At 67.1% G+C, this 23,418-nt stretch carries 24 protein-coding genes, 4 tRNA genes and 1 pseudogene; 13 read left to right on the top strand and 16 right to left on the bottom strand.

Going from position 1 to position 23,418, the window contains the following annotated elements:
• Window positions 1–6: 6 nt before the first annotated feature.
• Window positions 7–900, bottom strand: a complete 894-nt coding sequence (locus FFS56_RS05340; protein WP_046747197.1) for a sulfurtransferase — start codon at window positions 898–900, stop codon at window positions 7–9.
• Window positions 901–1,045: 145 nt separating this feature from the next.
• Here FFS56_RS05340 and zapE point away from each other — a divergent pair, with 145 nt between their 5' ends.
• From zapE to FFS56_RS05355, 3 genes are all read left to right on the top strand, one after another.
• On the top strand, window positions 1,046–2,083 hold the full coding sequence (zapE, locus tag FFS56_RS05345; RefSeq protein ID WP_046747196.1) for a cell division protein ZapE: 1,038 nt from the start codon (window positions 1,046–1,048) through the stop codon (window positions 2,081–2,083).
• Window positions 2,084–2,217: 134 nt separating this feature from the next.
• Window positions 2,218–3,456 carry an ammonium transporter gene (locus FFS56_RS05350; protein ID WP_046747195.1) on the top strand — a complete coding sequence of 413 codons (1,239 nt, stop codon included), beginning with the start codon at window positions 2,218–2,220 and terminating at the stop codon, window positions 3,454–3,456.
• Between the two features lie 20 nt (window positions 3,457–3,476).
• Complete coding sequence (locus FFS56_RS05355; RefSeq protein ID WP_046747194.1) at window positions 3,477–4,061, top strand: type II toxin-antitoxin system PemK/MazF family toxin; 585 nt, start codon at window positions 3,477–3,479, stop codon at window positions 4,059–4,061.
• On the opposite strand, the gene FFS56_RS05360 is transcribed toward FFS56_RS05355, so the two are convergent.
• Window positions 4,027–5,184 carry a DUF1611 domain-containing protein gene (locus FFS56_RS05360; protein ID WP_171010947.1) on the bottom strand — a complete coding sequence of 386 codons (1,158 nt, stop codon included), beginning with the start codon at window positions 5,182–5,184 and terminating at the stop codon, window positions 4,027–4,029. The genes FFS56_RS05355 and FFS56_RS05360 overlap by 35 nt on opposite strands.
• Before the next feature lie 280 nt (window positions 5,185–5,464).
• Here FFS56_RS05360 and FFS56_RS05365 point away from each other — a divergent pair, with 280 nt between their 5' ends.
• Window positions 5,465–5,851, top strand: a complete 387-nt coding sequence (locus FFS56_RS05365) for an SPW repeat protein (RefSeq protein ID WP_046747193.1) — start codon at window positions 5,465–5,467, stop codon at window positions 5,849–5,851.
• 74 nt (window positions 5,852–5,925) lie between these two features.
• Here the strand turns inward: FFS56_RS05365 and FFS56_RS05370 are convergent, their stop codons facing one another.
• The gene (locus FFS56_RS05370; RefSeq protein WP_127012163.1) at window positions 5,926–6,369 is read right to left on the bottom strand and encodes a GIY-YIG nuclease family protein; all 444 of its coding nucleotides are present in this window, start codon (window positions 6,367–6,369) and stop codon (window positions 5,926–5,928) included.
• Between the two features lie 92 nt (window positions 6,370–6,461).
• Between FFS56_RS05370 and FFS56_RS20465 the strand changes: the two genes are divergently transcribed.
• Window positions 6,462–6,824 carry a hypothetical protein gene (locus tag FFS56_RS20465; protein WP_164734053.1) on the top strand — a complete coding sequence of 121 codons (363 nt, stop codon included), beginning with the start codon at window positions 6,462–6,464 and terminating at the stop codon, window positions 6,822–6,824.
• Here the strand turns inward: FFS56_RS20465 and FFS56_RS20760 are convergent.
• From FFS56_RS20760 to FFS56_RS05385, 4 genes and pseudogenes are all read right to left on the bottom strand, one after another.
• Window positions 6,790–6,947: pseudogene (locus FFS56_RS20760) on the bottom strand (aldo/keto reductase); the annotation flags it as partial. The gene FFS56_RS20465 and the pseudogene FFS56_RS20760 sit on opposite strands and share 35 nt — an antisense overlap.
• A gap of 102 nt (window positions 6,948–7,049) precedes the next feature.
• Window positions 7,050–7,181: a putative transporter small subunit gene (locus FFS56_RS20660; RefSeq protein ID WP_046747191.1), complete on the bottom strand. Its 132-nt coding sequence runs from the start codon at window positions 7,179–7,181 to the stop codon at window positions 7,050–7,052.
• On the bottom strand, window positions 7,181–8,827 hold the full coding sequence (locus FFS56_RS05380) for a sodium:solute symporter family protein (protein WP_137771842.1): 1,647 nt from the start codon (window positions 8,825–8,827) through the stop codon (window positions 7,181–7,183). Before FFS56_RS05380 ends, FFS56_RS20660 begins: the two co-directional genes overlap by 1 nt.
• A 462-nt stretch (window positions 8,828–9,289) precedes the next feature.
• Window positions 9,290–9,365 (bottom strand) — tRNA-Val (locus tag FFS56_RS05385).
• Window positions 9,366–9,516: 151 nt separating this feature from the next.
• Between FFS56_RS05385 and FFS56_RS05390 the strand changes: the two genes are divergently transcribed.
• The 3 genes from FFS56_RS05390 to FFS56_RS05400 all read left to right on the top strand — a co-directional run bounded on the left by FFS56_RS05390 (window position 9,517) and on the right by FFS56_RS05400 (window position 9,813).
• Window positions 9,517–9,589, top strand: a tRNA-Gly gene (locus FFS56_RS05390).
• 54 nt (window positions 9,590–9,643) lie between these two features.
• Window positions 9,644–9,714: transfer RNA gene (locus FFS56_RS05395), tRNA-Cys, on the top strand.
• A gap of 27 nt (window positions 9,715–9,741) precedes the next feature.
• Window positions 9,742–9,813, top strand: a tRNA-Val gene (locus FFS56_RS05400).
• Window positions 9,814–9,967: 154 nt separating this feature from the next.
• Here the strand turns inward: FFS56_RS05400 and FFS56_RS05405 are convergent.
• The 7 genes from FFS56_RS05405 to FFS56_RS05435 form a co-directional block, all read right to left on the bottom strand.
• A complete protein-coding gene (locus FFS56_RS05405; protein ID WP_046747178.1) occupies window positions 9,968–11,194 on the bottom strand; it encodes a Dyp-type peroxidase in 1,227 nt (408 codons plus the stop codon).
• Window positions 11,194–11,727 carry a copper chaperone PCu(A)C gene (locus FFS56_RS05410; protein WP_046747239.1) on the bottom strand — a complete coding sequence of 178 codons (534 nt, stop codon included), beginning with the start codon at window positions 11,725–11,727 and terminating at the stop codon, window positions 11,194–11,196. Before FFS56_RS05410 ends, FFS56_RS05405 begins: the two co-directional genes overlap by 1 nt.
• A gap of 11 nt (window positions 11,728–11,738) precedes the next feature.
• A complete protein-coding gene (locus FFS56_RS05415; RefSeq protein WP_127012164.1) occupies window positions 11,739–12,356 on the bottom strand; it encodes a copper resistance CopC family protein in 618 nt (205 codons plus the stop codon).
• Window positions 12,357–12,472: 116 nt separating this feature from the next.
• Window positions 12,473–13,078 (bottom strand): hypothetical protein, encoded by a 606-nt coding sequence (locus FFS56_RS05420; protein ID WP_127012165.1) that lies wholly within the window; start codon window positions 13,076–13,078, stop codon window positions 12,473–12,475.
• 67 nt (window positions 13,079–13,145) lie between these two features.
• A complete protein-coding gene (locus FFS56_RS05425; protein ID WP_127012166.1) occupies window positions 13,146–14,498 on the bottom strand; it encodes a deoxyribodipyrimidine photo-lyase in 1,353 nt (450 codons plus the stop codon).
• 32 nt (window positions 14,499–14,530) lie between these two features.
• Window positions 14,531–14,950 (bottom strand): hypothetical protein, encoded by a 420-nt coding sequence (locus FFS56_RS05430; protein ID WP_127012167.1) that lies wholly within the window; start codon window positions 14,948–14,950, stop codon window positions 14,531–14,533.
• Between the two features lie 58 nt (window positions 14,951–15,008).
• Window positions 15,009–15,959: an alpha/beta hydrolase gene (locus FFS56_RS05435; protein WP_127012168.1), complete on the bottom strand. Its 951-nt coding sequence runs from the start codon at window positions 15,957–15,959 to the stop codon at window positions 15,009–15,011.
• 165 nt (window positions 15,960–16,124) lie between these two features.
• Between FFS56_RS05435 and FFS56_RS05440 the strand changes: the two genes are divergently transcribed.
• From FFS56_RS05440 to FFS56_RS05460, 5 genes are all read left to right on the top strand, one after another.
• Window positions 16,125–17,282 (top strand): histidine kinase, encoded by a 1,158-nt coding sequence (locus FFS56_RS05440; protein ID WP_137771837.1) that lies wholly within the window; start codon window positions 16,125–16,127, stop codon window positions 17,280–17,282.
• Complete coding sequence (locus FFS56_RS05445; protein ID WP_046747172.1) at window positions 17,279–17,944, top strand: response regulator transcription factor; 666 nt, start codon at window positions 17,279–17,281, stop codon at window positions 17,942–17,944. The genes FFS56_RS05440 and FFS56_RS05445 overlap by 4 nt, the downstream gene beginning before the upstream one ends.
• A gap of 86 nt (window positions 17,945–18,030) precedes the next feature.
• Window positions 18,031–20,037 carry a threonine--tRNA ligase gene (gene thrS / locus FFS56_RS05450; protein WP_046747171.1) on the top strand — a complete coding sequence of 669 codons (2,007 nt, stop codon included), beginning with the start codon at window positions 18,031–18,033 and terminating at the stop codon, window positions 20,035–20,037.
• Entirely contained in the window at window positions 20,034–20,588 is a 555-nt protein-coding gene (locus FFS56_RS05455; RefSeq protein WP_046747170.1) for an HIT domain-containing protein, read from the top strand. Before thrS ends, FFS56_RS05455 begins: the two co-directional genes overlap by 4 nt.
• Window positions 20,589–20,608: 20 nt before the next feature.
• On the top strand, window positions 20,609–21,139 hold the full coding sequence (locus FFS56_RS05460; RefSeq protein WP_127012170.1) for a hypothetical protein: 531 nt from the start codon (window positions 20,609–20,611) through the stop codon (window positions 21,137–21,139).
• 12 nt (window positions 21,140–21,151) lie between these two features.
• On the opposite strand, the gene pdxY is transcribed toward FFS56_RS05460, so the two are convergent.
• Window positions 21,152–22,003: a pyridoxal kinase PdxY gene (gene pdxY / locus FFS56_RS05465; RefSeq protein WP_058633080.1), complete on the bottom strand. Its 852-nt coding sequence runs from the start codon at window positions 22,001–22,003 to the stop codon at window positions 21,152–21,154.
• A gap of 46 nt (window positions 22,004–22,049) precedes the next feature.
• Window positions 22,050–23,357: an aminotransferase class I/II-fold pyridoxal phosphate-dependent enzyme gene (locus tag FFS56_RS05470; protein ID WP_046747167.1), complete on the bottom strand. Its 1,308-nt coding sequence runs from the start codon at window positions 23,355–23,357 to the stop codon at window positions 22,050–22,052.
• Window positions 23,358–23,418: the final 61 nt, after the last annotated feature.

Raw genomic sequence — 23,418 nt, forward strand, 5'->3', positions numbered from 1 at the left:
ACACGCTCAGACGGTACCCGGCTCTGAGCCCGTGACGATCGGCACGCGCACTGCGCTTCCCCACTCCGTCCAGGAACCGTCGTAGTTGCGGACGTTCTCGAACCCGAGGAGGTGCTTGAGCACGAACCAGGTGTGGCTCGACCGCTCACCGATACGGCAGTAGGCGACGACGTCGTCGCCGTCATTCAGGCCGGCGCCGTCACGGTAGATCACGTCGAGCTCGGCCCGGGGGCGGAATCCGCCGTCTTCCGCGACCGCCTTCGCCCACGGAACGCTCTGCGCGGTGGGGATGTGTCCCGCCCGCAGCGTCCCCTCCTCGGGGTATGCGGGTGCCGTGGTGCGCTCACCGGAGTACTCCTCGGGGGAGCGCACATCGATCAGAGGGCTGCCGATGTGGGCCAGGACGTCTTCCTTGTACGCGCGGATCACGGAGTCGTCGCGCTCGACCACGGGGTACTCCGTAGCCGGCCGGGAGGTCGCCTCCCGGGTGAGTTCCCGTCCTTCGGCGATCCAGCGGTCACGTCCGCCGTCGAGCAGGCGCACGTCTTCGTGGCCGAACAGCGAGAACACCCAGAGGGCGTAGGCGGCCCACCAGTTGTTCTTGTCGCCGTAGATGACGACCGTGTCGTCGCGGGCGATGCCCTTGCGGCTGAGCAGTTCGGCGAAGCCCTCGCCGTCGACGTAGTCACGCACCACCGGATCGTTGAGCTCGGTGTGCCAGTCGACCTTCACCGCTCCGGGGATGTGGCCGGTCTCGTAGAGCAGGACGTCTTCATCGGATTCGACCACCACGAGGCCGGGGGTCCCCAGCCGTTCCGCGAGCCACTGCGTGGTCACCAGGCGGCCGGGCTCGGCGTACTCGGCGAACTTGGGGGAGGAGGAATCGAACTCGATGGCCATGGGATCTCCGAAGCGTTGAGCGGACGAGGGTGCTGCTGCAGACGGCGTAGTGTTGTTCCGTCCCTTCGACGATAGATCCCCGCCGAGCACCCTGCGCCCGATTCGTAAGACTTCGACACAGGTGAGCACCTGATCCAGGACCGTGATGACCGACCCGACCAGCCGCACGGGAATCGTGCACCTCACCGAGCGCCAGCCGACCGTCAGCGGACCCGAGATGCTGGCGAGCCTGGTGCCGCCGCCGCAGTTCGACAGTGCGACGTTCGACAGCTACCGCGCCGACCCCGCCTACCCTTCGCAGGAAGAGGCGAAGGAGACGCTGATGCGCTTCGCCGGACGAGGTGCTCCCGTGAAGCGCGGAGGTCTGTTCAGCCGGGCGAAGAAGGAGCCGGAGCTCAAGCCGGGCGTCTACCTCGACGGCGGATTCGGAGTGGGCAAGACACACCTGCTCGCCTCGATCTACCACGCCATGCCGGCCCGCCGGAAGTACTTCGGCTCGTTCATCGAGTACACGGCCCTCGTCGGCGCGCTCGGCTACAAGAACACCGTCGATCTGCTCAAGGGCGCCGATCTGCTCTGCATCGATGAGTTCGAGCTCGACGACCCGGGCGACACGATGGTCATGACGCGCCTGCTTGGCGAGCTCGTGCCGACCGGCACCAGACTCGCAGCCACCTCGAACACCCCTCCCAACGCGCTCGGTGAGGGACGCTTCGCCGCACAGGACTTCCTGCGCGAGATCCATGCCATGTCCGACAGCTTCCAGACACTGCGCATCGACGGTGTCGACTTCCGCCAGCGCGCCCTCGACGGTCATGCCGTCGTGCTCGACGACGACGCCTACGCTGCGGCCGTCGCTGCGGCCGCCGCAACGGGCACCGCGTCTGATGACCGGTTCGACGATCTGATCCGCCATCTGGCACAGGTGCATCCGTCGCGCTACATCCGACTCATCGACGGCCTCGGCGGCGTGGGTGTGCGCGATGTCCGTCAGCTGACCGATCAGTCGGAGGCACTGCGTTTCGTCGCCTTCGTCGACCGTGTGTACGACGCGCAGATCCCGATCCTCGCCACTGGCCTCAGCCTCGATGCGGTGTTCTCCGACGAGATGCTCGCCGGTGGATACCGCAAGAAGTACCTGCGCGCCATCTCCCGACTCAACGCCCTCACGCATTCTGCGTAAGCCCGTAGGCGCGCGTAACGCGATGTTCACGGGCGGAGCCGCGCTGTAACAGCGGGGAAACAAACCTCACGCATTGACGAAACCGCAGGTCGTCACACTGAAGCTCTCAATTACTTCGGATGTGAGGTTTTCCTATGGATGCTCCCGGCAACATCTCGTGGGCGATCACCGCGACAGCGCTGGTGCTGCTCATGACGCCCGGCGTCGCCTTCTTCTACGGCGGTCTCGTCAAGGCGAAGAGCGTCGTCAGCATGATGATGATGAGCTTCGGCTCCATCGGACTCGTCGCCGTGCTGTGGATTCTCTTCGGCTTCTCGATGAGCGCCGTCGACAGCCCGACCGCCTTCGCAGGCAACCCGTTCGCCGACTTCGGCCTCTCGAGCCTGGCCGCAGGCGAGGGCTCGAACGTCGCTCTCCTCGGCGTCGCCTACGGCGCCACGTTCGCGATCATCACCGTCGCCCTGATCTCCGGGGCGATCGCGGACCGCGCGAAGTTCGGCAGCTGGCTGATCTTCGCCGGTATCTTCGCGACGGTCGGGTACTTCCCCGTGGCCGCGTGGGTCTGGGGCGGCGGCTGGATCATGAACCTCGGCACCACGCTCTTCGGTGAGGACAGCGGCATCGGCGTGATCGACTACGCCGGTGGAACCGCGGTGCACATCAATGCGGGTGCTGCGGCCCTGGCCCTGGCTCTGGTCCTCGGCAAGCGCATCGGCTTCCAGAAGGGCATCCTGAAGCCCCACAACGTGCCGCTGACGCTTCTCGGCGCCGCTCTGCTGTGGTTCGGATGGTTCGGCTTCAACGCCGGCGCCGAGTGGCTCGCGGAGGACATGGGCGGTGTGGGACTCATCGGTCTGAACACTCTGGGTGCGACCGCCGCAGCCATCCTCGGCTGGATCCTGGTCGAGAAGATCAAGGACGGCAAGCCCACCTCGGTCGGTGCCGCCTCGGGCGCCGTCGCCGGTCTCGTCGCCATCACCCCGGCATGCGCCAACCTGACTCCGGGATGGGCGCTGCTGCTCGGCGCACTCGCCGGTGTCGTCTGCGCACTCGCCATCGAGCTGAAGTTCCGTCTGGGCTTCGACGACTCGCTCGACGTCGTGGGTATCCACCTCGTCGGCGGCCTCATCGGAACGCTCTACCTCGGGTTCTTCGCCACCGAGACCGGACTGTTCGTCGGTGGGGACGCGCGCCAGCTCGCGGTGCAGCTGATCGCCGCCCTCGGCGTGCTGATCTACTCGTTCGTCGTGGCCTTCATCATCGGCTTCGCCATCCAGAAGACGATCGGCTTCCGCGTCACGAACGAAGACGAGATCGCCGGTGTCGACCAGGTCGTGCACGGCGAGGAGGGCTACGCACTCGCCGACGCGTGATCTGCGGTTAGGGTGACCGTGTGAGCAAGACCAACGGCATCCTGGCAACACTCGCGGAGATCCTGCTCAAGGCAGTGGGCTCCGGCCGGGCGTCTCGGACATCAGGTCCGAGGCGCCCGGACGCGCGTCTACGGACACCCCACGAGCGTCCTGGGACCGCGACCACCGGACCAGATCGCGGAGCCACGCGCGGTACCCAGACCTTCCGCGTTGACCCGGAGCGGATCACGAACCTGCAGGTCGCGTACACGCCGCAGCGGGACGGCGCCCCGGACGCCGGAGAGATCGTCTGGACCTGGGTGCCCTACGAGGAGAACGACGGACGCGGGAAGGATCGTCCCGTTCTGGTGATCGGCCGGGAATCCGTCGATCGCGTGTACGCGGTCCGGATGACCAGCAAACCCCACGACGGCGAGCGGGACTACCTCTCGATCGGCACGGGTACGTGGGACTCTCAGGGTCGAGAGTCCTGGGTCGACGTCGAGCAGCTGTACAGCGTGCACGAGAGAGGACTGCGGCGGGAGGCCGCCGTCCTCGATCGAGGCCGTTACGACCGGGTCGTGGCTGCTCTCACGCGGCGTTACGGCTGGTCCGTCGCGGGCTGAGCGTCGGGAACGACTGCAGCACGATCTCGACGAGCTCGCTCAGCGGCCGGGTCAGCGGATCCGTGGCGGGGAGTCCGGTGTCGAGTTCGATCTCGTCGATGGCTGTGGCGAGCTGCTGTGCCGTGAGGTTCTCGTGGTTCACGGTGACGCCGATGACCTTCGTGTCTGCGAAAGCCTCGATCAGCGTGATCTCACTCGTGACCGTCGGCATCGCGACCATCGGGAAGTCACCCAGGACCGCACGACCCGGGGCATGCTGCACGATGACGCCTGCGGGTTGGCTTCCGCGGAGGATGTGAGCGGAGGTGATGTACGCGGGGTGGCTGAGCGCACCCTGACCCTCCACGATGATCACGTCGGGGTCTTCGCCCTCGAACGCCGCGACCACCTGGTTCTCGACCTCCCCCGAGCAGAACTGCGGCACGAGGGCGTCGAGCGCGACTCCGTATCTCCCGCCCTGGATGATCGTGGTCTGACCGGTGCCGACCAATACGGCATGGATGCCCTGCTCGTTGAGCGCGCGGACGAGGATCGTCGCTGTCGTGCGCTTGCCGATCGCTCCATCCGTACCGAGGATCGCGATACGCGGGCAGGTCACGTCGAAGATGCGTCCGGAGAACAGGTGGAGATCCTTCTTGTCCTTCGGGCGGCGGATGTCGGTGATCGTGACCTGGGCGAGCAGCGCGGCCGCGACGAACTCGGCATCGTCTGTGAGGAACTCGTGCAGGCCGTTGATGATGTGCATCCCGCGGGCGATGCCGTCCAGGAGCACTGTCCGCTGGTCGGCGGAGAGCAGTCCGTCGGCGGGGGCGACGCCGCAGATCAGGTAGTCCGGGACATGGCCGGCGTGCGCGATAGCCGTGGGAAGACCCTCGAGGATCGGGATGTCGTTCGCGCGCCCGTCCAGGAGCATTCCGGAATCCGCGCCGGCGTGAGTGCTGTCGATGACGCTGAGGACCTCGTACTTCTCGGAGTGGCGGACCAGGCCGTTCGCGGTCTTGCCGTCCTGCTCGCCGAACTGGCCTTCGCAGTAGACGATCGCCGTCGTCCCCGCGGGGAGGGCGATGGGCGCGGCCCACGCGTGCGCGGGGTCGATGAAGGACGGGATTGACGGGGTGGGCATGACGCTCCTCGGGCTCACACAGAGGAGGCGACGGAGAACGAAATGACCGATGAGGCCCGTTGGTCGACGAGAAGTCTTCCCTGATGCCGACAAGATGCCGACATCTCCACCGTAGCAGTGCTGTCTGGGACCGGGCCGCGAGGAAGTGCAGGGCCGGTCTGGTGCCGGACCGGCCGGAACACCCGATGTCCGGTCGACGCATGAAGGAGGGCAATCCGATCCGACGTGGGCTTCGAACCATCGGTGAGTCGCGAAAAGCGGCGCCACCCAAGGAGGAATCATGCGTTTCATCCCGACCAAGGTCCACGGGGTCCTCGACTACATCGTCGGCCTCGCGCTCATCGCCGCCCCCTGGCTGTTCGGCTTCGCGAGCGTCGGCGGAGCAGCGGTCATCATCCCGATCGTGCTCGGCGTCGGTCTGATCGTCTACAGCCTCTTCACGAAGTACGAGTGGGGCCCCTTCGGCTTCATCCCGATGCCCGTCCACCTCGTGTTCGACATCGTCGCCAGCCTCTTCCTGGCGCTCTCGCCGTGGATCTTCGGATTCGCCGGTGAGGCGCTCAACGTCTGGCTCCCGCACGTCGTCGTCGGAGTCGCCGTGATCGTCGTGGTGCTGTTCTCCCAGCCGCAGCCCGCGACCGCCCGGGGACGCGCCGCAACGGCCTGACCCCACCCCCCCCCGGACGCGGTGCCGGGCGACTGGACTTCCCGAAGCAGTCGCCCGGCACCGTCATGTCTGGGCTAGTACTGCGCACTCTCCACCCCGCGGAGCGCCTCGCTCAACCAGCGGCCGTAGAGCCCCCAGGGCTCGCCCTCCCGCTGGAGCGCGGCGACGTGGGTGCGGAGCTCATCGGTGAAGGTGAACCATTCGCCACCTTCACGGATGCCGGCGAAGTCCCTGTGGCGCTGCTGCTCGACAGCTCGGCCTCCGCGCTCGAAGGCGAGAAGCTCTTCATGCCGGATGCTCGCCAATCTCTGCCGCGGACGGCGGCTCGTGCCGATCTTCACGCGGCGGTCGAACCGGATGTAGTAGACGACATCGACCCGGGGGAGAGGCAGGTCGGTATCGGGAGCGTCACCGTATCGCCAGCCGCAGGAGATGCAGCACAGGGCGCCGTCTCGGCGGACACCTCGCGCGTTCCCGCAGAGGGCGCACGGACCCGGCAGCGTGAGTTCGGACGACACCGTGGCAGGCTACGCGCCCCCTCGGACACACGCGCTCGTCTCCCTGGGGCGCGTCGTGCGTAGGGTCGAGTCCGTCGGAGGAGGGAACGACGATGGTGGCGGCGCTGCGGATGATGAAGGCGTCGCTCGCGCTATGGCTTGGCGCGATCGCACTCGTCGCGTGCGCGCCGCAGGCCACCACGACGACGACCCCCGCGCCACCGGTTCCGACGCGCCCTGCGGAGTCCGGAGACATCTCACCGGGAGAGGTCACGACGGTCGCGGAGGGCCTGGCGGCTCCCTGGTCCATCGCCTTCTCCGGAGACGTTGCGTTGATCAGTGAACGCGACACCGCCCGCATCGTCGAGGTCTCGGACGAGGGGGCGCTGCATGAGCTCGGAGTGGTTCCCGGAGTCGAGCCGCGCGGCGAGGGCGGGCTCCTCGATCGTTCCCGTAGGCCGCCGCGGTGTGGATGAGTCGGTATCCGACCTCCAGAGCGGAAGCGACGGCGTCCGCCGTCTCGGCGGGGGAGTCTGGAAGACGCCGAAACCCAGTGCGGGCATCGCGACCCCGTTGTTCAGGGTGAGGTGGGTGGTCATGACTCGACGCCATGCCTGCTCGTCCGAGGGTAGGAGGTACGGTCAGTACCCGGTAGACCCCGCACAGACGGTTCGTCTATGCCTGCGCGGGGTCTTCGGTCGTCAGATGATGTCGCGTCCTTCGCGCTTGGCCTCCCTGGCGTCCTTCACGAAAGCGCGGATCACGACGGCGAGCACTCCGACGACGATGATCGGCCACACCAGCACGTAAGCGGTCAACAGCAGGGTCTCCATCAGGCGTCCTTCCCGGCGAGCGCGTTGTCGCCCTTCACATCGGCTGTTCGAGCGACCTCCGCGGTGTCGAAGCGGCCGGTGCGTTCCTTGATCAGATCGAAGTCGAATCTCCTCGTCCTGTTCATCAGCGTGAGGCCGACGCAGACGAGCGTGCTCACCGCGTAGGCCACCAGCGAGCCCGACAGCACCGGATACTCGTGGAGGAAGCCGATCGCGAACGGAGCCGATATGACGGTGGCGAGCCCTCCGACGATCAGTGCCACCCGCAGGCCGAAGAAGCCGAACGACATCAGAGCGAGGACCACCCCGATCCCGATGACCGACAGGATGTCACTCACGAGCCCCCAGCCGCCGGACAGGGAGATCCACTCGAAACGCACCGGCAGGAATGCGGCGAGGGCGGCGATCACGGAGATGCTGAATGCGGAGTTCGTGACGCGATCCCAGTAGAAGCTCGCGATGACGGGGAAGACGAGTGCTCCCCACATCGCGCCGACGAAGACCAGCAGGTCGAGGATGTTGAACTGCATCGACGCGAAGCCGAGCGCTGCGGCCGTCGCGCCGATCATCGTGAGTCTGCCGACGAGCAGCATCGTCTTCGGGTTCGCGTTCTTCTTCCCCGCGATGTTCTGGCCGTAGACGTCGGCCATCATGATCGACGAAAGCGCTGTCATGTCGGCATCCGCGGTGGAGGACAGCGATCCGATGATCATGACGAAGAACACGCAGATCAGGATCGGCGGCAGATAGGTCGACGCCATCTGCGGGATCAGGTTGTTCACGTCGCCGTCCATGGGCTGGACTCCCGCGTACAGGGCGAGCACGCCCAGCATGCCGATACCGATGATCGATGCGCCGTAGCCGAAGGTCGCAGTGACGAAGGTCTTCTTGATCAGGTCCTCGCGGACCGCGAAGAGTCGCTGCGCAATGGTCTGGTTCCCGATGGCATAGGCCAGCACGGCCGCGATGTAGGGCGCTCCCTGGTTGAAGAACGCATCCGAGGAGAAGAAGTCTCGCTGCTGCGGAGTGAGGTTCGACGCGCCCGTGACGAACAATTCAGATCCCCCCGCGGCGAAGAAGATCACCGGGACGATGATCGCGACCGCTCCCAGCATGGCGATGACCTGCGCGAAGTCGGTCAGCACGGAAGCCCGGAACCCTGACCACAGCGTGTAGGCCAGAACACCGATCGCGATGGCGACGATGCCCTGCGTGAACGTGAACGGCGACAGCATCGCGACCAGTGCTCCGCCGGCGATCAGGTTGGACGTGAGGCTGATGAGGCTTCCGAGCACGTTGGAGCCGGCGAGCATGAGCTGACTCGAGCGTCCGTGGCGAGCGAACATCACTTCGGCGATGGTGTGCGCGTGGGGCGCGACCTTGCGGATGCGTCGACCGAAGGGGTAGATGAGCAGGATCATCAGCGCGCCCCACAGGCCGTAGTGGATCGGGCCGGAGATGCCGTAGGTGTATCCGGATGTCGCAGAGGCGTACATTGAGGATGCCCAGATCCAGGTGGCCGTCATCGACGCGGCTGATATGCCGAAGCCGATCTTCCCGCCGCCGGTCATGTATCCGTCGGCGTTTTCCCTTCTCCGGGAGATGCGGATGGACATGTAGAGGCTGCCGCCGAAGAACAGCAGCATGAGCAGGACCACGATCGGGCCTGACAGTGTGGTGAATTCTTCCACCGGGTACTCGCTTTCTCGTCGTGATGCGGCGTCGCCGCGTGTCGATGGAGAACGAGTCCCGCTAGGTGGGGGAGTACTGCGTCGTCTGATGTTGGGGGTTGCGGGGGCTGCGGTGAGCGGTCGACATGGCGAGAGCGAACCTGGACCACTGAGGCGCATCGCAGCACACAGACGAGTGGCCCGGGGTGCGGCTCCTTTCGGGACGGCCGTTTCCGGGCGCACCGAACAGCAGTGCATCCTCGAACGGGATTCGTGGATCGCGTCGGTGAGCGTTCGGGCATCTGACGCGTGAGATCACGGTGGACCGGTGATCGTCGCTCGGGGGATGAGCGTCTCTCGACCATAGCAAGTTCTCAGGAAACTCGCGGGGCACGTGATGAGAGAACAAAAAAGCCCCCGGGCAGACCGGGGGCTGGATGGTGGGCGATACCGGACTCGAACCGATGACCTCTTCCGTGTGAAGGAAGCGCGCTACCAACTGCGCCAATCGCCCATACCTGTGGGGTACGTCAACCGATACTACCGGACGCTTCGGGGCGGTGAAGACCACTCAGCGAGACACGCGCGAGATTCGCTGCCGGTTTGGCGGAGTGCGGATCTTCGGCTAATGTTTCATGAGTGCCCGGGACAACCGGGAACGAAATGCGGATGTAGCGCAGTTGGTAGCGCACAACCTTGCCAAGGTTGGGGTCGCGAGTTCGAGTCTCGTCATCCGCTCGAGTGCAGCAGGTCTTCTCAGGAAGGCGTGCAGCACGTGGGGTCAATCCACACGGTGGCGTGGCCGAGCGGCTAGGCACCGGCCTGCAAAGCCGTTTACACGGGTTCGAATCCCGTCGCCACCTCACGGGAAAACTGAATAGCCCCAACGGGCGCGATTGGCGCAGCGGTAGCGCGCTTCCCTGACACGGAAGAGGTCACTGGTTCGATCCCAGTATCGCGCACAGACAGAAACCCCCGGTTCTCCCGGGGGTTTTTTCGTGTTCCACGCTGCCCCTCAGGCCGGAGTGCGAGGATGTCGGACCGATGAACGGATGTCGGGCCCGAACCAGGCTTCAGGCTCTGCATCCGTTCGTCGACCCGACATCCGCCGCCGGCTCACGCGAGAAGCGTCTCCCCGATGTACCCGCCCTCCGTACATCCGGGCGGGATGGCGAACACCGCGGACCCGATCGGGACCGTCCATTCGTTGAGCAGGTCGAGCTCGTCCAGTCGACGCTGCATGGGGATGAACTGCCGCTCGATGTCGGCCTGGAATGAGATGAAGATCAGCCCGGACTCGGAGACTTCGGAGCCGACCGGACGTTCGTCGTAGTTGTACGCGCGGCGGAAGATCCTCTCGCTGCCATCGCCGCGCGCGCGCCGGATGTGCGCGAACTGCGGGATCACGGGGAACCCGATCGATGTCTTGGCCTCGAAGTCCGGTTCGTCGAACTCCTCCGTCCCGGTCAGTGGTGCCCCGTTGGCGAGGGTCCTCCCCACGGAGGCATCCCGACCGCCGCGGTCCAGCCGGTCCCACTTGTCAAGGTCCATCCGGATGCGGCGGAGCACAATGCCCGTGCCGCCCGCCAGCCACCCGTCCGCGCTCCACACGACCCCGTCGAAGTCCGCCGTTCCCGGTTCGGGGTTGGTGGTGCCGTCGACCTGCCCGAAGAGGTTGCGCATCGTCGTCCCTGGGCGCTCTGTACCGTAGGCGCGACGGAAGCCCTGCTGGGTCCATCGGATGCTCGCGAACCCACGGGCATCCTTCAACAACATCCTCGTCGCGTGCGCGACCGTCAGCGGGTCGTCACCGGCGATCTGGATCAGAAGGTCGCCGTCCGAGAACTCCGGCCGCAGCTGATCCACACCGAACGCCGGCAGAGGCGCGAGCCACGTCGGGCTCGTTCTGCCTGTGCGGGCGACCAGGCCGGGGCCGAAGCCGAAGGTGATGGTCAGCCGTGCCGGGGCGAGGGCCAGCTCCGGCTCGGAATCGGCGAGGGCGGGGACCCCCTGTGTGAGCCGGGCCGCATCGTCCGTCAGGATCCGCATCAGGCGGACGAGCCCTTCGCGGTCCACGTCATCATGGAGGTCGAGGCCCACGAAAACACCGTGAGCTTGTGCCGCGGTGTCGACACCGGCCTGGTGCGTGCCGAAGAAGGGCACCGTCTGGTCGCCGTTCATCGGAGCGGCGACCGGCTTCGCGTCGTCCTTCTGGTCGTTCAGGGCGAGATCCACTCCGACCGCCGCGACCGCGCCGACGCCGGCGACAGCTCCTCCGAGGAGGAACTGTCGCCGGGTCGACCCGGTGCGACGGGAGCGGGCGCCCTCAGCGGGCGCCGACATCACTGCCCCGAGCCGTCTTGCATGTCGCCGCCCTCGTAGTTCTCGTTCGCACCGGAGTAATCCTTGACAGGTGCGGTGAACTCGAATGTCGAGTCATCGGAGAAGGTCAGGGTGAAGGTGACGTCACTGCCTGCGGTGAGGGGACCCGTCAGATCCATCATCATGATGTGGTTGGCGCCGGGTTCCAGAGGGAGGCTCCCACCGGCGGGAATGATGAAGCCGCCGTCCTTCTCGCGCATCACCATCTCTCCGGCCTCGTTCTCGACAGTCTCGTGCAGCTCGAGCATGTTCGACGCCTCGGACGCGACGGAGACGACGGTCACATCGTCGTCTCCGCTGTTGACGAGTGTGCCGAATCCTGCCGACATGCCCTCGTCGGCCGACTTGACCCAGGCATCCTCGATGGTGACGGTCTCGCCGGCCGGGCGGGGCGCCGATTCGGTCGGAGTGCTCTCCGGAGTGCACCCCGTGAGTGCGAGGAGGGAGACAGCGATCACAGCTGCCAGACGGGGAAGGTTCTTCGTGGTGTTCATGATGGTGTCTTTCACAGGTCATCTGCCGCGGAACCGCCGGCTTCCGGCGGTGCGGCTGCCGTCCGAGGACGGCGAAGGAATCGAATGGCGACGAAGACGAGGACGGCGATCGTCGCCCCGCCTGCGCCGATGAGCAGCACCCTGGGGATGCCGCCGGAATCTGCTGCGGTCTGATCCGACTGTCCTGCGGATGCCGGAGGGTTCTCTGTCGAGCCGCCGGCCGTCGGGGCCCGCATCGGCTCGGCATCGCCGACCGTGAAGGGGATGACGCCCGCGATCGGGTGGCCGTCCTCCGACACGACCTGCCAGCGCACCTGATAGCCCGCGACAGGCATCTCGGGAGCGAGCGGGGCCGTGACGGTGCGCCCGGCGACGGTGACGTCGCCGGCGACCCAGTCCTTTCCCGAGGCGTCGACGACCAGGACGACAGCCCCGGTCAGCGACTCGTCGAGGATCAGGAGCTCGCCGGAGAACGTCATCGTGATGCTTCCGGGGGCGGATGCCAACCGCTCATCGGCGGCCGGAGTGCTGGATACCAGCTGGTCGTGGGCAGACGCGGGTGTGGCGATCGCGAGGGTCGCGACCGTCGCCAACGCCAGCCCGGCCGCAATCCTGCGGACAGGGGACATGGGAATGGCCTCTCATCAGACGTCGCGTGCGCGACGTTCATGCATGCGTTCAGAACCCGCGCGCATCGAGCGCGCGGCGGTGACGCACCACGGGGCCGGTGGGCCCAGGGCGCGGATCAGATCGCAGCGACGAGAGGGGGTGCACGACCTCTGAGAGTCGCGAGAAGTATGAGGCTGGTGGCCTCATCGACGTCGAACCGCCCGGGAAGCGCATCGACGACGTCGATATCGGGGAGCACGAGGACGTGATCGACACGCCGACGCACCCACCGGATGAGCTGAGCGGCGAGATCCCGCACGGCGATGAGCAGGCGCTCACCGCGGTACAGCGCCGCGATCGTCAGCACGGCGGCGAGAGCGTGTCCGAGCCACATGGACGCGTCAGCGCTCACCTCCGTCGGAATGCCCGTCGTCGGGGGAATCACCAGAGGGCCGCCGTGCACGTGTGGTGTCGAGACGCCGGACGGCGTGACCGTGCCGAGTATGAAGAGCGTGTGGAAGAGGAACTGGCTCATCGCCACGGACAGCCCGAGGCGGATCAGCGAGAGCGACCGCCCGGCGAGGAGCACGCAGATCATGAATGAGAACACCCACGGCACGAGGATGCCGAGCGGCCCCGGCATCTGCCCTCCGCCGGTGACGTGACCGGCGAGGGCGACGAAGATCGCCAGGGAGGAAGCAGCGAAGCCGCGGATGACGGCTGGCTTCCTGGACTCGGTCACGGCACCAGTCTGGCATGGACGGCGCGGACACCTCATCGCATGCCGCAGCGCCGCGTCCGCTCTCAGCTCATTCGCGCGGTGACTTCGGCGCTCTCTTCACGACGTCGTATGCGGAGAGCGCAGCCTTCCGCGTCTCGCCGAGGTCGACGATCGGCTCTGTGGGAGCGTCGGCTGCCCAACGGGAGATGTAGAGGTTCTGGGGGTCGAACTTCTTCGCCTGGAGCTCGGGGTTGAACACGCGGAAGTACGGCGCCGCATCGGCGCCCGAGCCCGCGACCCACTGCCAGTTGAACGGGTTGTTCGCCTCGTCGGCGTCGACCAGCGTGTCCCAGAACCACTCCTCTCCGCGGCGCCAGTCGATGAGCAGGTTCTTCACCAGGAAAGAGGCGACGACCATCCGCACCCGGTTGTGCATGTAGCCGGTGTGCCAGAGTTCGCGCATCCCGGCATCCACGAGCGGTACACCTGTCTCGCCGTGCTGCCAGGCGTCCAGGTGCGCGGGGTCCAGCGGCGGCCAGAGGAAGGCGTCGAACTCCGGACGGAGGTTCTCGGTGGCGAGATCGGGGGAGTGGTACAGCGTGTGCCAGGCGAACTCGCGCCACCCCAGCTCGGAGAGGAACCCGCCCGCCCCCTCGACGCCGACAGCCTCTTGCCATACCGTGAAGGGACTGATCTCCCCCCAGCGGAGGTGCGGAGACAGCAGCGACGTGGCTCCGGCGGCAGGTTCGTCCCGCGCCCGGTCGTAGTCCCGGAGGTCCTCGTCGAGGAACCGACGCAGACGTCGTCGCGCCGCAGGCTCGCCGGGTTCCCAGGCCTCGCGAAGTCCGCCTGCCCAGTCGGGCCGGGTGGGCAGCAGACCCCAGTCGTCGAGGTCATCGGATGCGGGTGCATCGCCCACGCCCGGAATCGAGCGGGGCTCCGGAAAGGGAGCGCGGGGGGCGGGAAGAGAGAGGCACGCGCGCCAGAACGGCGTGTAGACGGAGTAGTGCGTTCCGCTGCCCGTCGTCACAGTCCACGGCTCGTGCAGCAGGGAGCCCGCGAACGAGACGGTCTCGATCCCATCCGCCCGCAGGGCGGTCTTCAGAGACGAATCGATCTCGCGCTCGGCGCCGCCGTACCGTCGGTTCCAGAACACGGCTTTCGCGTCGATCTCCGAAACCAGCTCGCGCACGACACGCTCGGCGGCGCCGCGGCGCAGCACGAGATCACCGCCACGCTCGCGCAGGCGCTCCCCGAGCGACGCGAGCGAATGGTGGAGCCACCAGCGGGCCGCACCGCCGAGAGGTCGGACACCGGGGGATTCCTCGTCGAGCACGTAGAGCGCGAGCACCGGTTCCCCTCGGTCGATGGCAGCCCGAAGCGCCGGGTTGTCTGCGAGCCGGAGATCATCTCGGAACCATACGAGCGAGGGGGACGTCATGATGTCATTCTCCTGGAGTGCGCGATCTCGGGTCACGCGCGACGCCGGCGGCTGCGTCGGCCGCGTGGGGTCGAGTCGCTTGTGGACCACAGCGCCCACAGGACCAGGAGCGGCTGCAGGAAGAGCCTGCCGAGACGTCGTGCATCCGTGTCGAGTCCCGGCGTCGACCGCTTGGTCCGCCACTGGTGGACGTTGCCCGGCATCACTGCGACGAAGAACGCGGCGGTCGCCCAGCCGATGCGGCGGCGTTCCTTCGGGAGCACGAGCAGTCCTGCGGCGAGCGCGATCTCGGCGGCGCCCGAGGCGATCACGATCGTGTCCTTGTCGAGTCGAGTCAGGCGGGTGGCCCAATCGGGCACGACCACACGGAATCCGCGGGTGCTGAGGAAGTGGCCGACCCCGATCGCGCCGAGCGCGACCGCCAGGATCCATCGTGCGACTGCTCTGTCCATCCGTTCACGTTACGTGATGCTCCCCGGTGCGCGGATGACGTCCGCTGTGAGTTCCGCCTCACTCCACGAGGGACGGCCTCTCGCGCTCCCAGGAGCGGAACGCATCGACGATCTGCGGAGTGTGGGTGTGATGGAGGTAGTGCTCGCCGTCGAGCGGCACGACGGTGCCATCCGCGACGGTTGCGGCCTGCTCCTCGTGCACCTGCAGCCACGTGGGCACGGTCGGATTGTCGGAGACGACGAACAGCAGCAGGGGAAGGTCTTCGGGGAACGTCGTTCCGAGTGCGTCTCGGAAGTTCACGGGGAGCAGTGACATCGCGTTCAGGTAGGTCGGACTCAGCGTGTTCCGATCGGTGAGCAGGGCGATCTGCGCGCGTGCTTCTTCGGAGTAGACGGCCTCGTCGTACCCCGTGCCGCGAATCGAGGCGACGAGACGAGCGAGTCCGAGGTTCTTCGCAGCGCCGAACAGCCCGACCGGCAGCTCCGTGTCGGAGCCCGGCTGGCCGGGGACGCTGCTATCGATCCCCACGAACGCCCGCACCTCGTCGGGATAGCGATTCGCGAACTGGATGCCGTAGAGGCCCGCGATGGAATGCCCCATCAGCACGTACTCGTCGACCCCGAGCTGCTGCAGGGCGGAGTGGGTCTCGCTCACGATGTTCTCGGTGGTGCGCGGCTGATCCGTACCGTCGCTCAGCCCATAGCCGAAGGGCTCCACCACGATCACGCGATGGTCCTGCGCGAGCTCGGCGACGAGCGGCTCGAAGTCGAGGACGGGCGATGCGGTGCCGAAGCCGGGAAGAAGCACCACGTCCTCCGCGCCCTCGCCGACGATCAGCACGTTCATCTCCCGACCGTCCACAGCGACCTTCTGCCCGTAGGGTTCGATGCGATCCTGTTCGACCGCGGTCGCGACCACGTTTCCCACGGTGGTCGTCGCAAGGCCCAGCGCGACCACCCCGATGACGGAGGCGACCGCGATGAGCGTTCTCTTGACGTGCTTGTTCATGCAGACCTCTCCGAGTGCACTCCGTGTGCAGCCTCCCTTCCAGCTTTCCGATGCGCGTGCGCTACCGCATCGTCGTGCCGTGGGCATTCGTGTACCGCGATCGCGGTATCCCGTCTCATCCCGCCGGGGGATCCCCGGCGCGACGGTGCGCGGAATACTGGTGTGATGTCGGCAGCTCGTCCTCCACGAATCGCGTCGCTGTTCGGCAACGTGCTCGCCGTGCTCGTCGTGACGCTGTTCGCCGTGTCGCCGTTCCCCGACGACGGCTTCCGCGCGGACGGATGGCTGATGGTGGTCGCGCTCCTGCCGGCGGCCGCGATGCTGCTCCGTCGCCGTTTCCCGCTCTTCACGCTCGGCGTCAGCCTGGCATGCGCCGTGTTCCTGGCGTTCGCCGGAGTGGTGTCACCGAGTGCGCTCATCGCTGTGGCGATCAGTGCATTCGCCACCGTGGATCGGCGCGGGCGTCTCGTGGGGGTCACTGCCGTCGGCGCGGCGACGGCGATCGTGTTCTTCGTCAGTGCGATCCCGCTCGGCGGCGATCTCTGGGACGCCCGCGCGCTGCAGTTCGTGTTCATCGTCGCTCTCGCCGGCGCGCTGGGCGACGCCACCCGGTCTCGCAGGGAATTCGTCATCGCGATGACCGAACGCACGGAACGTGCGGAGCAGGGACGCGAGGAGGAAGCGCGACGTCGGGTCGCCGAGGAGCGGGTGCGCATCGCTCGCGACCTGCATGACGTGGTGGCGCACCAGACCTCGGTCATCAGTCTGAACGCCGGTGTCGCCTCATCCGCGTTGGACCTCCGGCCGGAGCGGGCGCGGGAGGCGCTGAGCACGATCCGTCGTTCCTCGCGCACGGTTCTCGCCGACATCGGGGGACTGATGGCACTTCTTCGGTCCGACGATTCTGAGGACGTCCGTGATCTGCGCCCGCAGCGGGGACTCGCCGACCTCGACGCTCTGGTCGCGCAGTTCCGCGAGGCGGGGCTCCGTATCAAGCTGCAGGACGACCCGGATCGACCGCAGCTGTCGCCGGCAAGCGACCACGTCGCGTTCCTCGTGATCCTCGAAGGTCTGACGAACGCCCACAAGCACGGGGCAGGTGACGCGGCGCTCGTCCGGATCCGCACTGAGCAGGACTCGCTCCGACTCACCATCGTCAATCCCGCGGTAGATGAGGCGGGGGCTCCTGCCGCGTCAGGGGGTCACGGGCTACGAGGGCTTCGCGAGCGCGTCGTCGCCGTTCGCGGCGACGTGCATACCGGCAGGGTCGGCGAGGAGTTCCGACTGGATGTGCGGATTCCGCTGGAAGGAGGTCAGCGATGATCCGTGTGCTCGTGGTCGATGACCAGCCGCTGGTTCGCCAGGCCGTTCGCGACATCCTGATCGACGGCGGCGTCGAGGTGATCGGCGAAGCGGCGAACGGGCGAGACGCCGTCGCGCAGGTGCGCCGGTCGAGCCCCGATGTCGTCGTGATGGACATCAGGATGCCTGAGCTCGATGGGATCGCGGCCACCGCCCAGATCACGGGTTCGTCCCCGTCCTCGGCGACCCGCGTGCTCATCCTGACGACTTTCGAGGAGGACGACTATGTCGTGGCAGCCCTTCGAGCCGGCGCCAGCGGCTTCGTGGGCAAGGGAGCGGAGCCGGAGGAGATCGTCGACGCCGTGCGGGTCGTGCACCGGGGGGATGCGCTCCTCTCCTCGGCGGCGACTCGTTCGCTGATCGAGCGTTCGGTGCTGCCGCAGCTCCCGCGTGCTGAAGCATGGCACGATGAGCCGTTGCGACAGCTCACCGACCGCGAGCGTGAGGTGCTGCTCCTCGTGGCGCGGGGCGATTCGAACCAGGACATCGCCGAAGCACTCGTGATCTCACCCCACACCGCGAAGACCCATGTGAATCGCATCATGTCCAAGCTGCAGGCGCGCGATCGGGCCCAACTGGTGATCCGTGCCTACGAGTCGGGAGTCGTGATCCCCGGGGCGTGAACGGCCTCCCGTGAGACGACGGGGCCGGACATGCACGTGGCGGTCAGGACGACGGGATCATGCGAGTAACCTGGGTATCGACCCAGATGGAGAGAGTTTCTGTGCCTGAAAACGCCCGGCCGAATGACGGCTTCGCCCTGTTCACTGACCGAAACGTCGTCGCGATGCGCGTCAACGGCGAGCTCAAGGACCTCGCCACGACCGTGACCGAGACCGACGAGGTCGAGGCGGTCACGATCGACAGCACGGACGGATTGAACATCCTCCGTCACTCGGCTGCCCACGTGCTGGCGCAGGCGGTGCAGCGCATCAACCCGCAGGCGAACCTCGGGATCGGCCCGCCCATCACCGACGGCTTCTACTACGACTTCGGCGTGGAGACCCCGTTCACGCCGGAGGACATAAAGGCCATCACCAAGGAGATGCAGCGCATCGTCCGCGAGGGCCAGCGGTTCGTCCGCCGTGTCGTGACCGACGAGGAGGCCCGCGCCGAGCTCGCGAACGAGCCGTTCAAGCTCGAGCTCATCGGGCTCAAGGGCCCGGGCAAGGAGGTCGCCGAAGGCGCCTCTGTCGAGGTCGGCGAGGGCGAGCTGACGATCTACGACAACACCACCCGTGACGGCGAGGTCGTCTGGAAGGACCTCTGCCGCGGACCGCACCTGCCCAATACGCGCATGATCGGCAACGGATGGGACCTCACCCGCATCGCTGCCGCGTATTGGCGCGGCAGTGAGAAGAACCCGCAGCTGCAGCGCATCTACGGCACCGCGTGGCCGACCAAGGACGAGCTCCGCGCGTATCAGCACCGACTCGAGGAAGCAGCCAAGCGCGATCACCGCCGCCTCGGCAAGGAACTCGATCTGTTCTCGTTCCCCGAGGAGATCGGGTCGGGCCTGTCCGTGTGGCACCCGCGCGGCGGCGTGATCCGCGGTGAGATGGAGCAGCACGCGCGCAAGCGCCACATCGAGGGCGGATACACCTACGTGTACACCCCGCACATCTCGAAGGAAGACCTCTTCCTCACCTCGAACCACCTCGTCACGTACAAGGAGGGCATGTTCCCGCCGATCGTGATGGACGAGGAGCGCGACGACGAGGGCAACATCACCAAGCAGGGCCAGGACTACTACCTGAAGCCCATGAACTGCCCGATGCACATCCTCATCTACAAGGAGCGCGCCCGGAGCTACCGCGACCTCCCGCTGCGCTTCGCGGAGAACGGCACGGTCTACCGCAACGAGCTCTCCGGCGCACTGCACGGTCTCACGCGCGTGCGAGGCTTCACCCAGGACGACTCGCACCTGTTCGTCACGCCCGACCAGCTCGAGGCCGAGGTCGCCAAGGTCCTCGACTTCATCCTCTCGATGCTCCGCGATTTCGGTCTGACCGACTTCGAACTCGAGCTGTCGATGAAGGACGACGAGAAGTCCAAGTGGATCGGCTCGGACGAGTTCTGGGAGTCGTCGACCGACGCGCTGCGCCGTGTCGCGGTGGCCTCAGGGCTCAAGCTCACAGAGGTCCCCGGTGAGGCCGCGTTCTACGGCCCGAAGATCGACCTCAAGACGCGTGATGCGATCGGTCGCACCTGGCAGCTCTCGACTGTGCAGGTCGACCCGAACCTGCCGGAGCGCTTCGACCTCGAGTTCATGGACAAGGACGGGCAGAAGAAGCGCCCGATCATGATCCACCGCGCGCTGTTCGGCTCGATCGAGCGGTTCTTCGCGATCCTGCTCGAGCACTACGCGGGTGACTTCCCGGTGTGGCTGTCTCCCGTGCAGGTCGTGGGCATCCCGGTGGCGGACGACTTCGCCGACTACTTGGGCGACGTGATCGACACACTGCGCTCTCAGGGCGTGCGTGCCGAGCTCGACACGTCCGACGATCGCATGCAGAAGAAGATCCGGACGCACACGACCGGCAAGGTGCCGCTGCTGCTGATCGCGGGGGAGAAGGACCGCGACGCTGGCACCGTCTCTTTCCGCTACCGCGACGGGGCGCAGGAGAACGGTGTACCGATCGCGGACGCCGTAGCGCGCATCCGCGCGGCCATCGACTCCCACGCCCTCGTGCAGACAGCCGGGGACCTGGCGTGACCGACGGGGAGCAGCCGCTGGAGGATGCCGGACGCCTCGCCGGGGTGCCGGACGAGTTCCAGCGGCTGTGGACCCCGCACCGGATGGCGTACATCCAGGCGGGACCGGAGCCCCTGCGCGAAGAGTGCCCGTTCTGCGAGGCGCCGAAGTTCCCGGATGCCGAGCGGCTGGTCGTCGCACGCGGCGAGACGGCGTACGTGTTGCTGAACCTCTTCCCGTACAACTCCGGCCATCTCCTGGTCTGCCCCTACCGTCACATCGCCACCTACGACCAGGCGACGCCGGAGGAGGTCGCCGAGATCGGCGCGCTCACCCAGACGGCGATGCGCGTGCTGCGCGAGGTCTCGCGCTGCGACGGCTTCAACCTGGGCATGAATCAAGGCGCCGTGGCGGGGGCCGGCGTCGACGCCCACCTGCACCAGCACGTGGTGCCGCGGTGGACGTCGGACGCGAACTTCTTCCCGATCATCGCGAAGACCAAGGCGCTCCCGCAGCTGCTGGGCGAGGTGCGCGAAGCCGTGGCTGACGCCTGGCCTCGCCCGAACGCGTGACTCGCGGTGTGCTGAACCCGATGGCTCTCCGGCATCGCATCGCCGCAGCAGCGATCGTCCTCGGCGTCGCCTCATCCATGGCCGCCTGTGCACCGCAGCCCGATCCCCAGCGGACGGCGACACCGACGGCGGCACCGACGAGCGTAGAGGACGAGGGGCGCGCCTTCTACCTCGCCCAGGGGTTCGCGGAGAACGAGAGACGCCTCTCTCCGAAGACCCCGGCACAGCAGGCGCTGGTCGACGACGTGATCGAGAGCGGAGTCTGGGCAGGCATACCCGATGAGGACGTCGCCTGGATGAGCCTCGAGCTTACGATCGACGTCTGCCTCGTCGCGATCGAGTCCGAGCACCGGGTCGATGCGGGCAAGGTCGGTGACCACATCGATTCCTCCGAGATCATCGGCTCCTGGTCGAATGCGTTCGAAGAGAGCGACCCCGGTCTGCCTTTCATGCTCGGAGGCCTGGCGATCTCAGGCATGAAGTATCTCTGCCCCGATGACCACCCCGGTTGGCTCGCCGCGTATCGCGAGCTGCCCATCCCCACCGGATGACGGACGCCCGGCTCAGCGCACCTGTCGCGCCGTGAACTGCAGCCGCGGGTTCGCGTAGAACTCCTGGGCCTCGACGAGCTGCAGCTCGCGCTCTCCGGACTCGAGCGTCGCCTTGAGCAGGTCGTACACGCTGGACGCCGTGCGCTCGAGCGCGACCTTGGCGCTGCCGGTCTCGACGTAGTGCGCAGTGAAGAGCGCGGCGGTCACGTCCCCGGAACCATTCGCCTTCATGGGCAGGTGCGGGGTCTGCACGAGCCAGGCACCCTTCTCATCGGCGGCGAGCATCTCGATCGTCCCCTCTTCGCGATCGGGGCGCTCGACACTGGTGACGAGCACGGTGCGCGGACCCATCGCGTGCGCGAGATCGACCGACGCGAGAGTGGACTCCAGCGTGTCAGGCTCGGTGTCGGTGAGGAAGCCGAGCTCGAACTGGTTCGGGGTGATGATGTCGGCGACGGGAACCACGCGCTCACGCAGCAGCACCGGGATCGCGGGGGCGACGAAACATCCCGACTTCGCGTTGCCCATGACCGGGTCGCAGGCGTATACCGCGTTCGGGTTCGACGCCTTCACTCGTGCGACGGCGTCGATGATCACGTCCCCGATGCCCTCTCCACCCTGGTAGCCGCTGAGAACGGCGTCGATCTGGCCGAAGACACCGCGTTCCTCGATGCCGGTGATGACCTCGCGGACGTCACCCGGGGCGATCAGGGGACCGCGCCAGGCGCCGTAGCCGGTGTGGTTGGAGAAGTTCACGGTGTAGACGGGCAGCACCTCGACGCCGATGCGCTGCAGCGGGAACACGGCGGCCGAGTTCCCCACATGCCCGTAGGCCACGGCTGACTGGATGGAGAGGATCTTCATTCTCCGACTCTTTCGTTCAGGGCGGGCCGGTGCCCGCGAGGTGTGGTCATCGCCCGGCGGCGACGAGGTCTGCGACCAGCGACTCTGCTTCATCGCCGGACAGGTCATGCACGGTGAGACGCAGATGATGAGAGGGCTCCGCCTTCTCATCGAGCGCGAAGTCGTCGCCGGTGCGGGCGAGCCATCCGCGGCGCATGAGGCGGTCGGCGATGGTCCGAGCCGGCTGGGAGAACTCGACCCACAGGCTCATGCCGTCGGACACCGTGGCCTCGATACCGCTCGCTCGGAGTCGTTCGGCGAAGGCGGCGTTGCGCTGCGCGTAGTGCTCCGCAGCCGCTGCCACCTCCGACATCGCCGTCTCGTCGGTCAGCTGTGTAAGGGCGAGACGCTGCAGCAGGTGGCTCACCCATGTCGTTCCGGGGCTCAGCCGCATCGCGAGGCGCTCGGCGGTCTCCGCGTCCGTCGCTGCGATCGCGAGGCACATGTCCGGACCAAGGAACTTCGAGACAGAGCGTACGAGGGCGAACCGGCGATGCTCGGGTCCGATGAGCGACTCGTACGGTCGCTGCGAGAGCATCGAGAAGTGGTCGTCCTCGATGATCAGCACATACGGGTGGTCGGCGAGCACGGCACGGAGTTCGGCGGCCCGGGAAGCGGTGAGGCTCGCGCCGGTCGGATTCTGCGCCCGCGGCGTGCAGATGATGGCACGGACGCCCGCCTCCAGCGCGGTTCGCAGACCGTCGACGGTCATGCCCTCGGCGTCGACGGGGACGGGAACCGCGCGATAGCCGCCCAGCCGCACCGTGTGGATGCTCGCGAGGAAACAGGGATCCTCCAGGGCGACGGCGTCATCGCGCATCAGCGCCTGGGCGAGCAGCCGCTCGACGGCGTCGACCGCTCCACTGGTCACGGTGATACGGAAGTCGACGCCGTCGAGGTCGCGCGAGATCCAGCGCGTCGACCACTCCTCGAGTCCGCGATCGATCACGGGCTCGCCGTAGAGCACAGGGCGGGAGGCGATGGTCATCAGGGCCGGTGCAGGATCGGGGATCAGGCGGGGGTCAGGGTTCCCTGTGCCGATGTCGCGGAGGACGGTGTCGGGGGCATAGCCTTCCTGCGCCACTGCCTCCAAGCCGGCGACGATGGTCCCTGCTCGTCCGCGAGACAGCACGAGCCCCGCCTGGGCGAGCTGACGATACGCGGCGACGGCGGTGTTCCGGTTGACGCCGAGCGTGGCGGCGAGCTCCCGCACCGGGGGGAGGACGCTGCCGGGGCGGAGGATTCCGCGGTCGCGCAGGGAGCGCACGCTGTCGGCGATGTCCGCTGCGGTGGTGCCTGTGATCTGGTCGCTCATGGTCCTCCTCAGCGATTCTAGGTCGAATCGGACAGTGCTATGTTTGATCTAGATCAAACCC

It is taken from the genome of Microbacterium sp. Beta, assembly GCF_005502545.1.
Classification (GTDB): Bacteria; Actinomycetota; Actinomycetes; order Actinomycetales; family Microbacteriaceae; genus Microbacterium; species Microbacterium oxydans.

Coding starts and splice junctions, on each gene's coding strand:
- FFS56_RS05445 (WP_046747172.1), top strand. CDS start 17,279: ATGATCCGTGTGCTCGTGGTCGATGACCAGCCGCTGGTTCGCCAGGCC.
- FFS56_RS20465 (WP_164734053.1), top strand. CDS start 6,462: ATGGTGGCGGCGCTGCGGATGATGAAGGCGTCGCTCGCGCTATGGCTT.
- FFS56_RS05405 (WP_046747178.1), bottom strand. CDS start 11,194: ATGTCGGCGCCCGCTGAGGGCGCCCGCTCCCGTCGCACCGGGTCGACC.
- FFS56_RS05350 (WP_046747195.1), top strand. CDS start 2,218: ATGGATGCTCCCGGCAACATCTCGTGGGCGATCACCGCGACAGCGCTG.
- FFS56_RS05460 (WP_127012170.1), top strand. CDS start 20,609: ATGGCTCTCCGGCATCGCATCGCCGCAGCAGCGATCGTCCTCGGCGTC.
- FFS56_RS05425 (WP_127012166.1), bottom strand. CDS start 14,498: ATGACGTCCCCCTCGCTCGTATGGTTCCGAGATGATCTCCGGCTCGCA.
- FFS56_RS05470 (WP_046747167.1), bottom strand. CDS start 23,357: ATGAGCGACCAGATCACAGGCACCACCGCAGCGGACATCGCCGACAGC.
- FFS56_RS05340 (WP_046747197.1), bottom strand. CDS start 900: ATGGCCATCGAGTTCGATTCCTCCTCCCCCAAGTTCGCCGAGTACGCC.
- zapE (WP_046747196.1), top strand. CDS start 1,046: ATGACCGACCCGACCAGCCGCACGGGAATCGTGCACCTCACCGAGCGC.
- thrS (WP_046747171.1), top strand. CDS start 18,031: ATGGAGAGAGTTTCTGTGCCTGAAAACGCCCGGCCGAATGACGGCTTC.
- FFS56_RS05415 (WP_127012164.1), bottom strand. CDS start 12,356: ATGTCCCCTGTCCGCAGGATTGCGGCCGGGCTGGCGTTGGCGACGGTC.
- FFS56_RS05430 (WP_127012167.1), bottom strand. CDS start 14,950: ATGGACAGAGCAGTCGCACGATGGATCCTGGCGGTCGCGCTCGGCGCG.
- FFS56_RS05380 (WP_137771842.1), bottom strand. CDS start 8,827: ATGCTGCTGTTCTTCGGCGGCAGCCTCTACATGTCCATCCGCATCTCC.
- FFS56_RS05365 (WP_046747193.1), top strand. CDS start 5,465: ATGCGTTTCATCCCGACCAAGGTCCACGGGGTCCTCGACTACATCGTC.
- FFS56_RS05410 (WP_046747239.1), bottom strand. CDS start 11,727: ATGAACACCACGAAGAACCTTCCCCGTCTGGCAGCTGTGATCGCTGTC.
- FFS56_RS05360 (WP_171010947.1), bottom strand. CDS start 5,184: ATGCCCACCCCGTCAATCCCGTCCTTCATCGACCCCGCGCACGCGTGG.
- FFS56_RS20660 (WP_046747191.1), bottom strand. CDS start 7,181: ATGGAGACCCTGCTGTTGACCGCTTACGTGCTGGTGTGGCCGATCATC.
- FFS56_RS05440 (WP_137771837.1), top strand. CDS start 16,125: ATGTCGGCAGCTCGTCCTCCACGAATCGCGTCGCTGTTCGGCAACGTG.
- pdxY (WP_058633080.1), bottom strand. CDS start 22,003: ATGAAGATCCTCTCCATCCAGTCAGCCGTGGCCTACGGGCATGTGGGG.
- FFS56_RS05435 (WP_127012168.1), bottom strand. CDS start 15,959: ATGAACAAGCACGTCAAGAGAACGCTCATCGCGGTCGCCTCCGTCATC.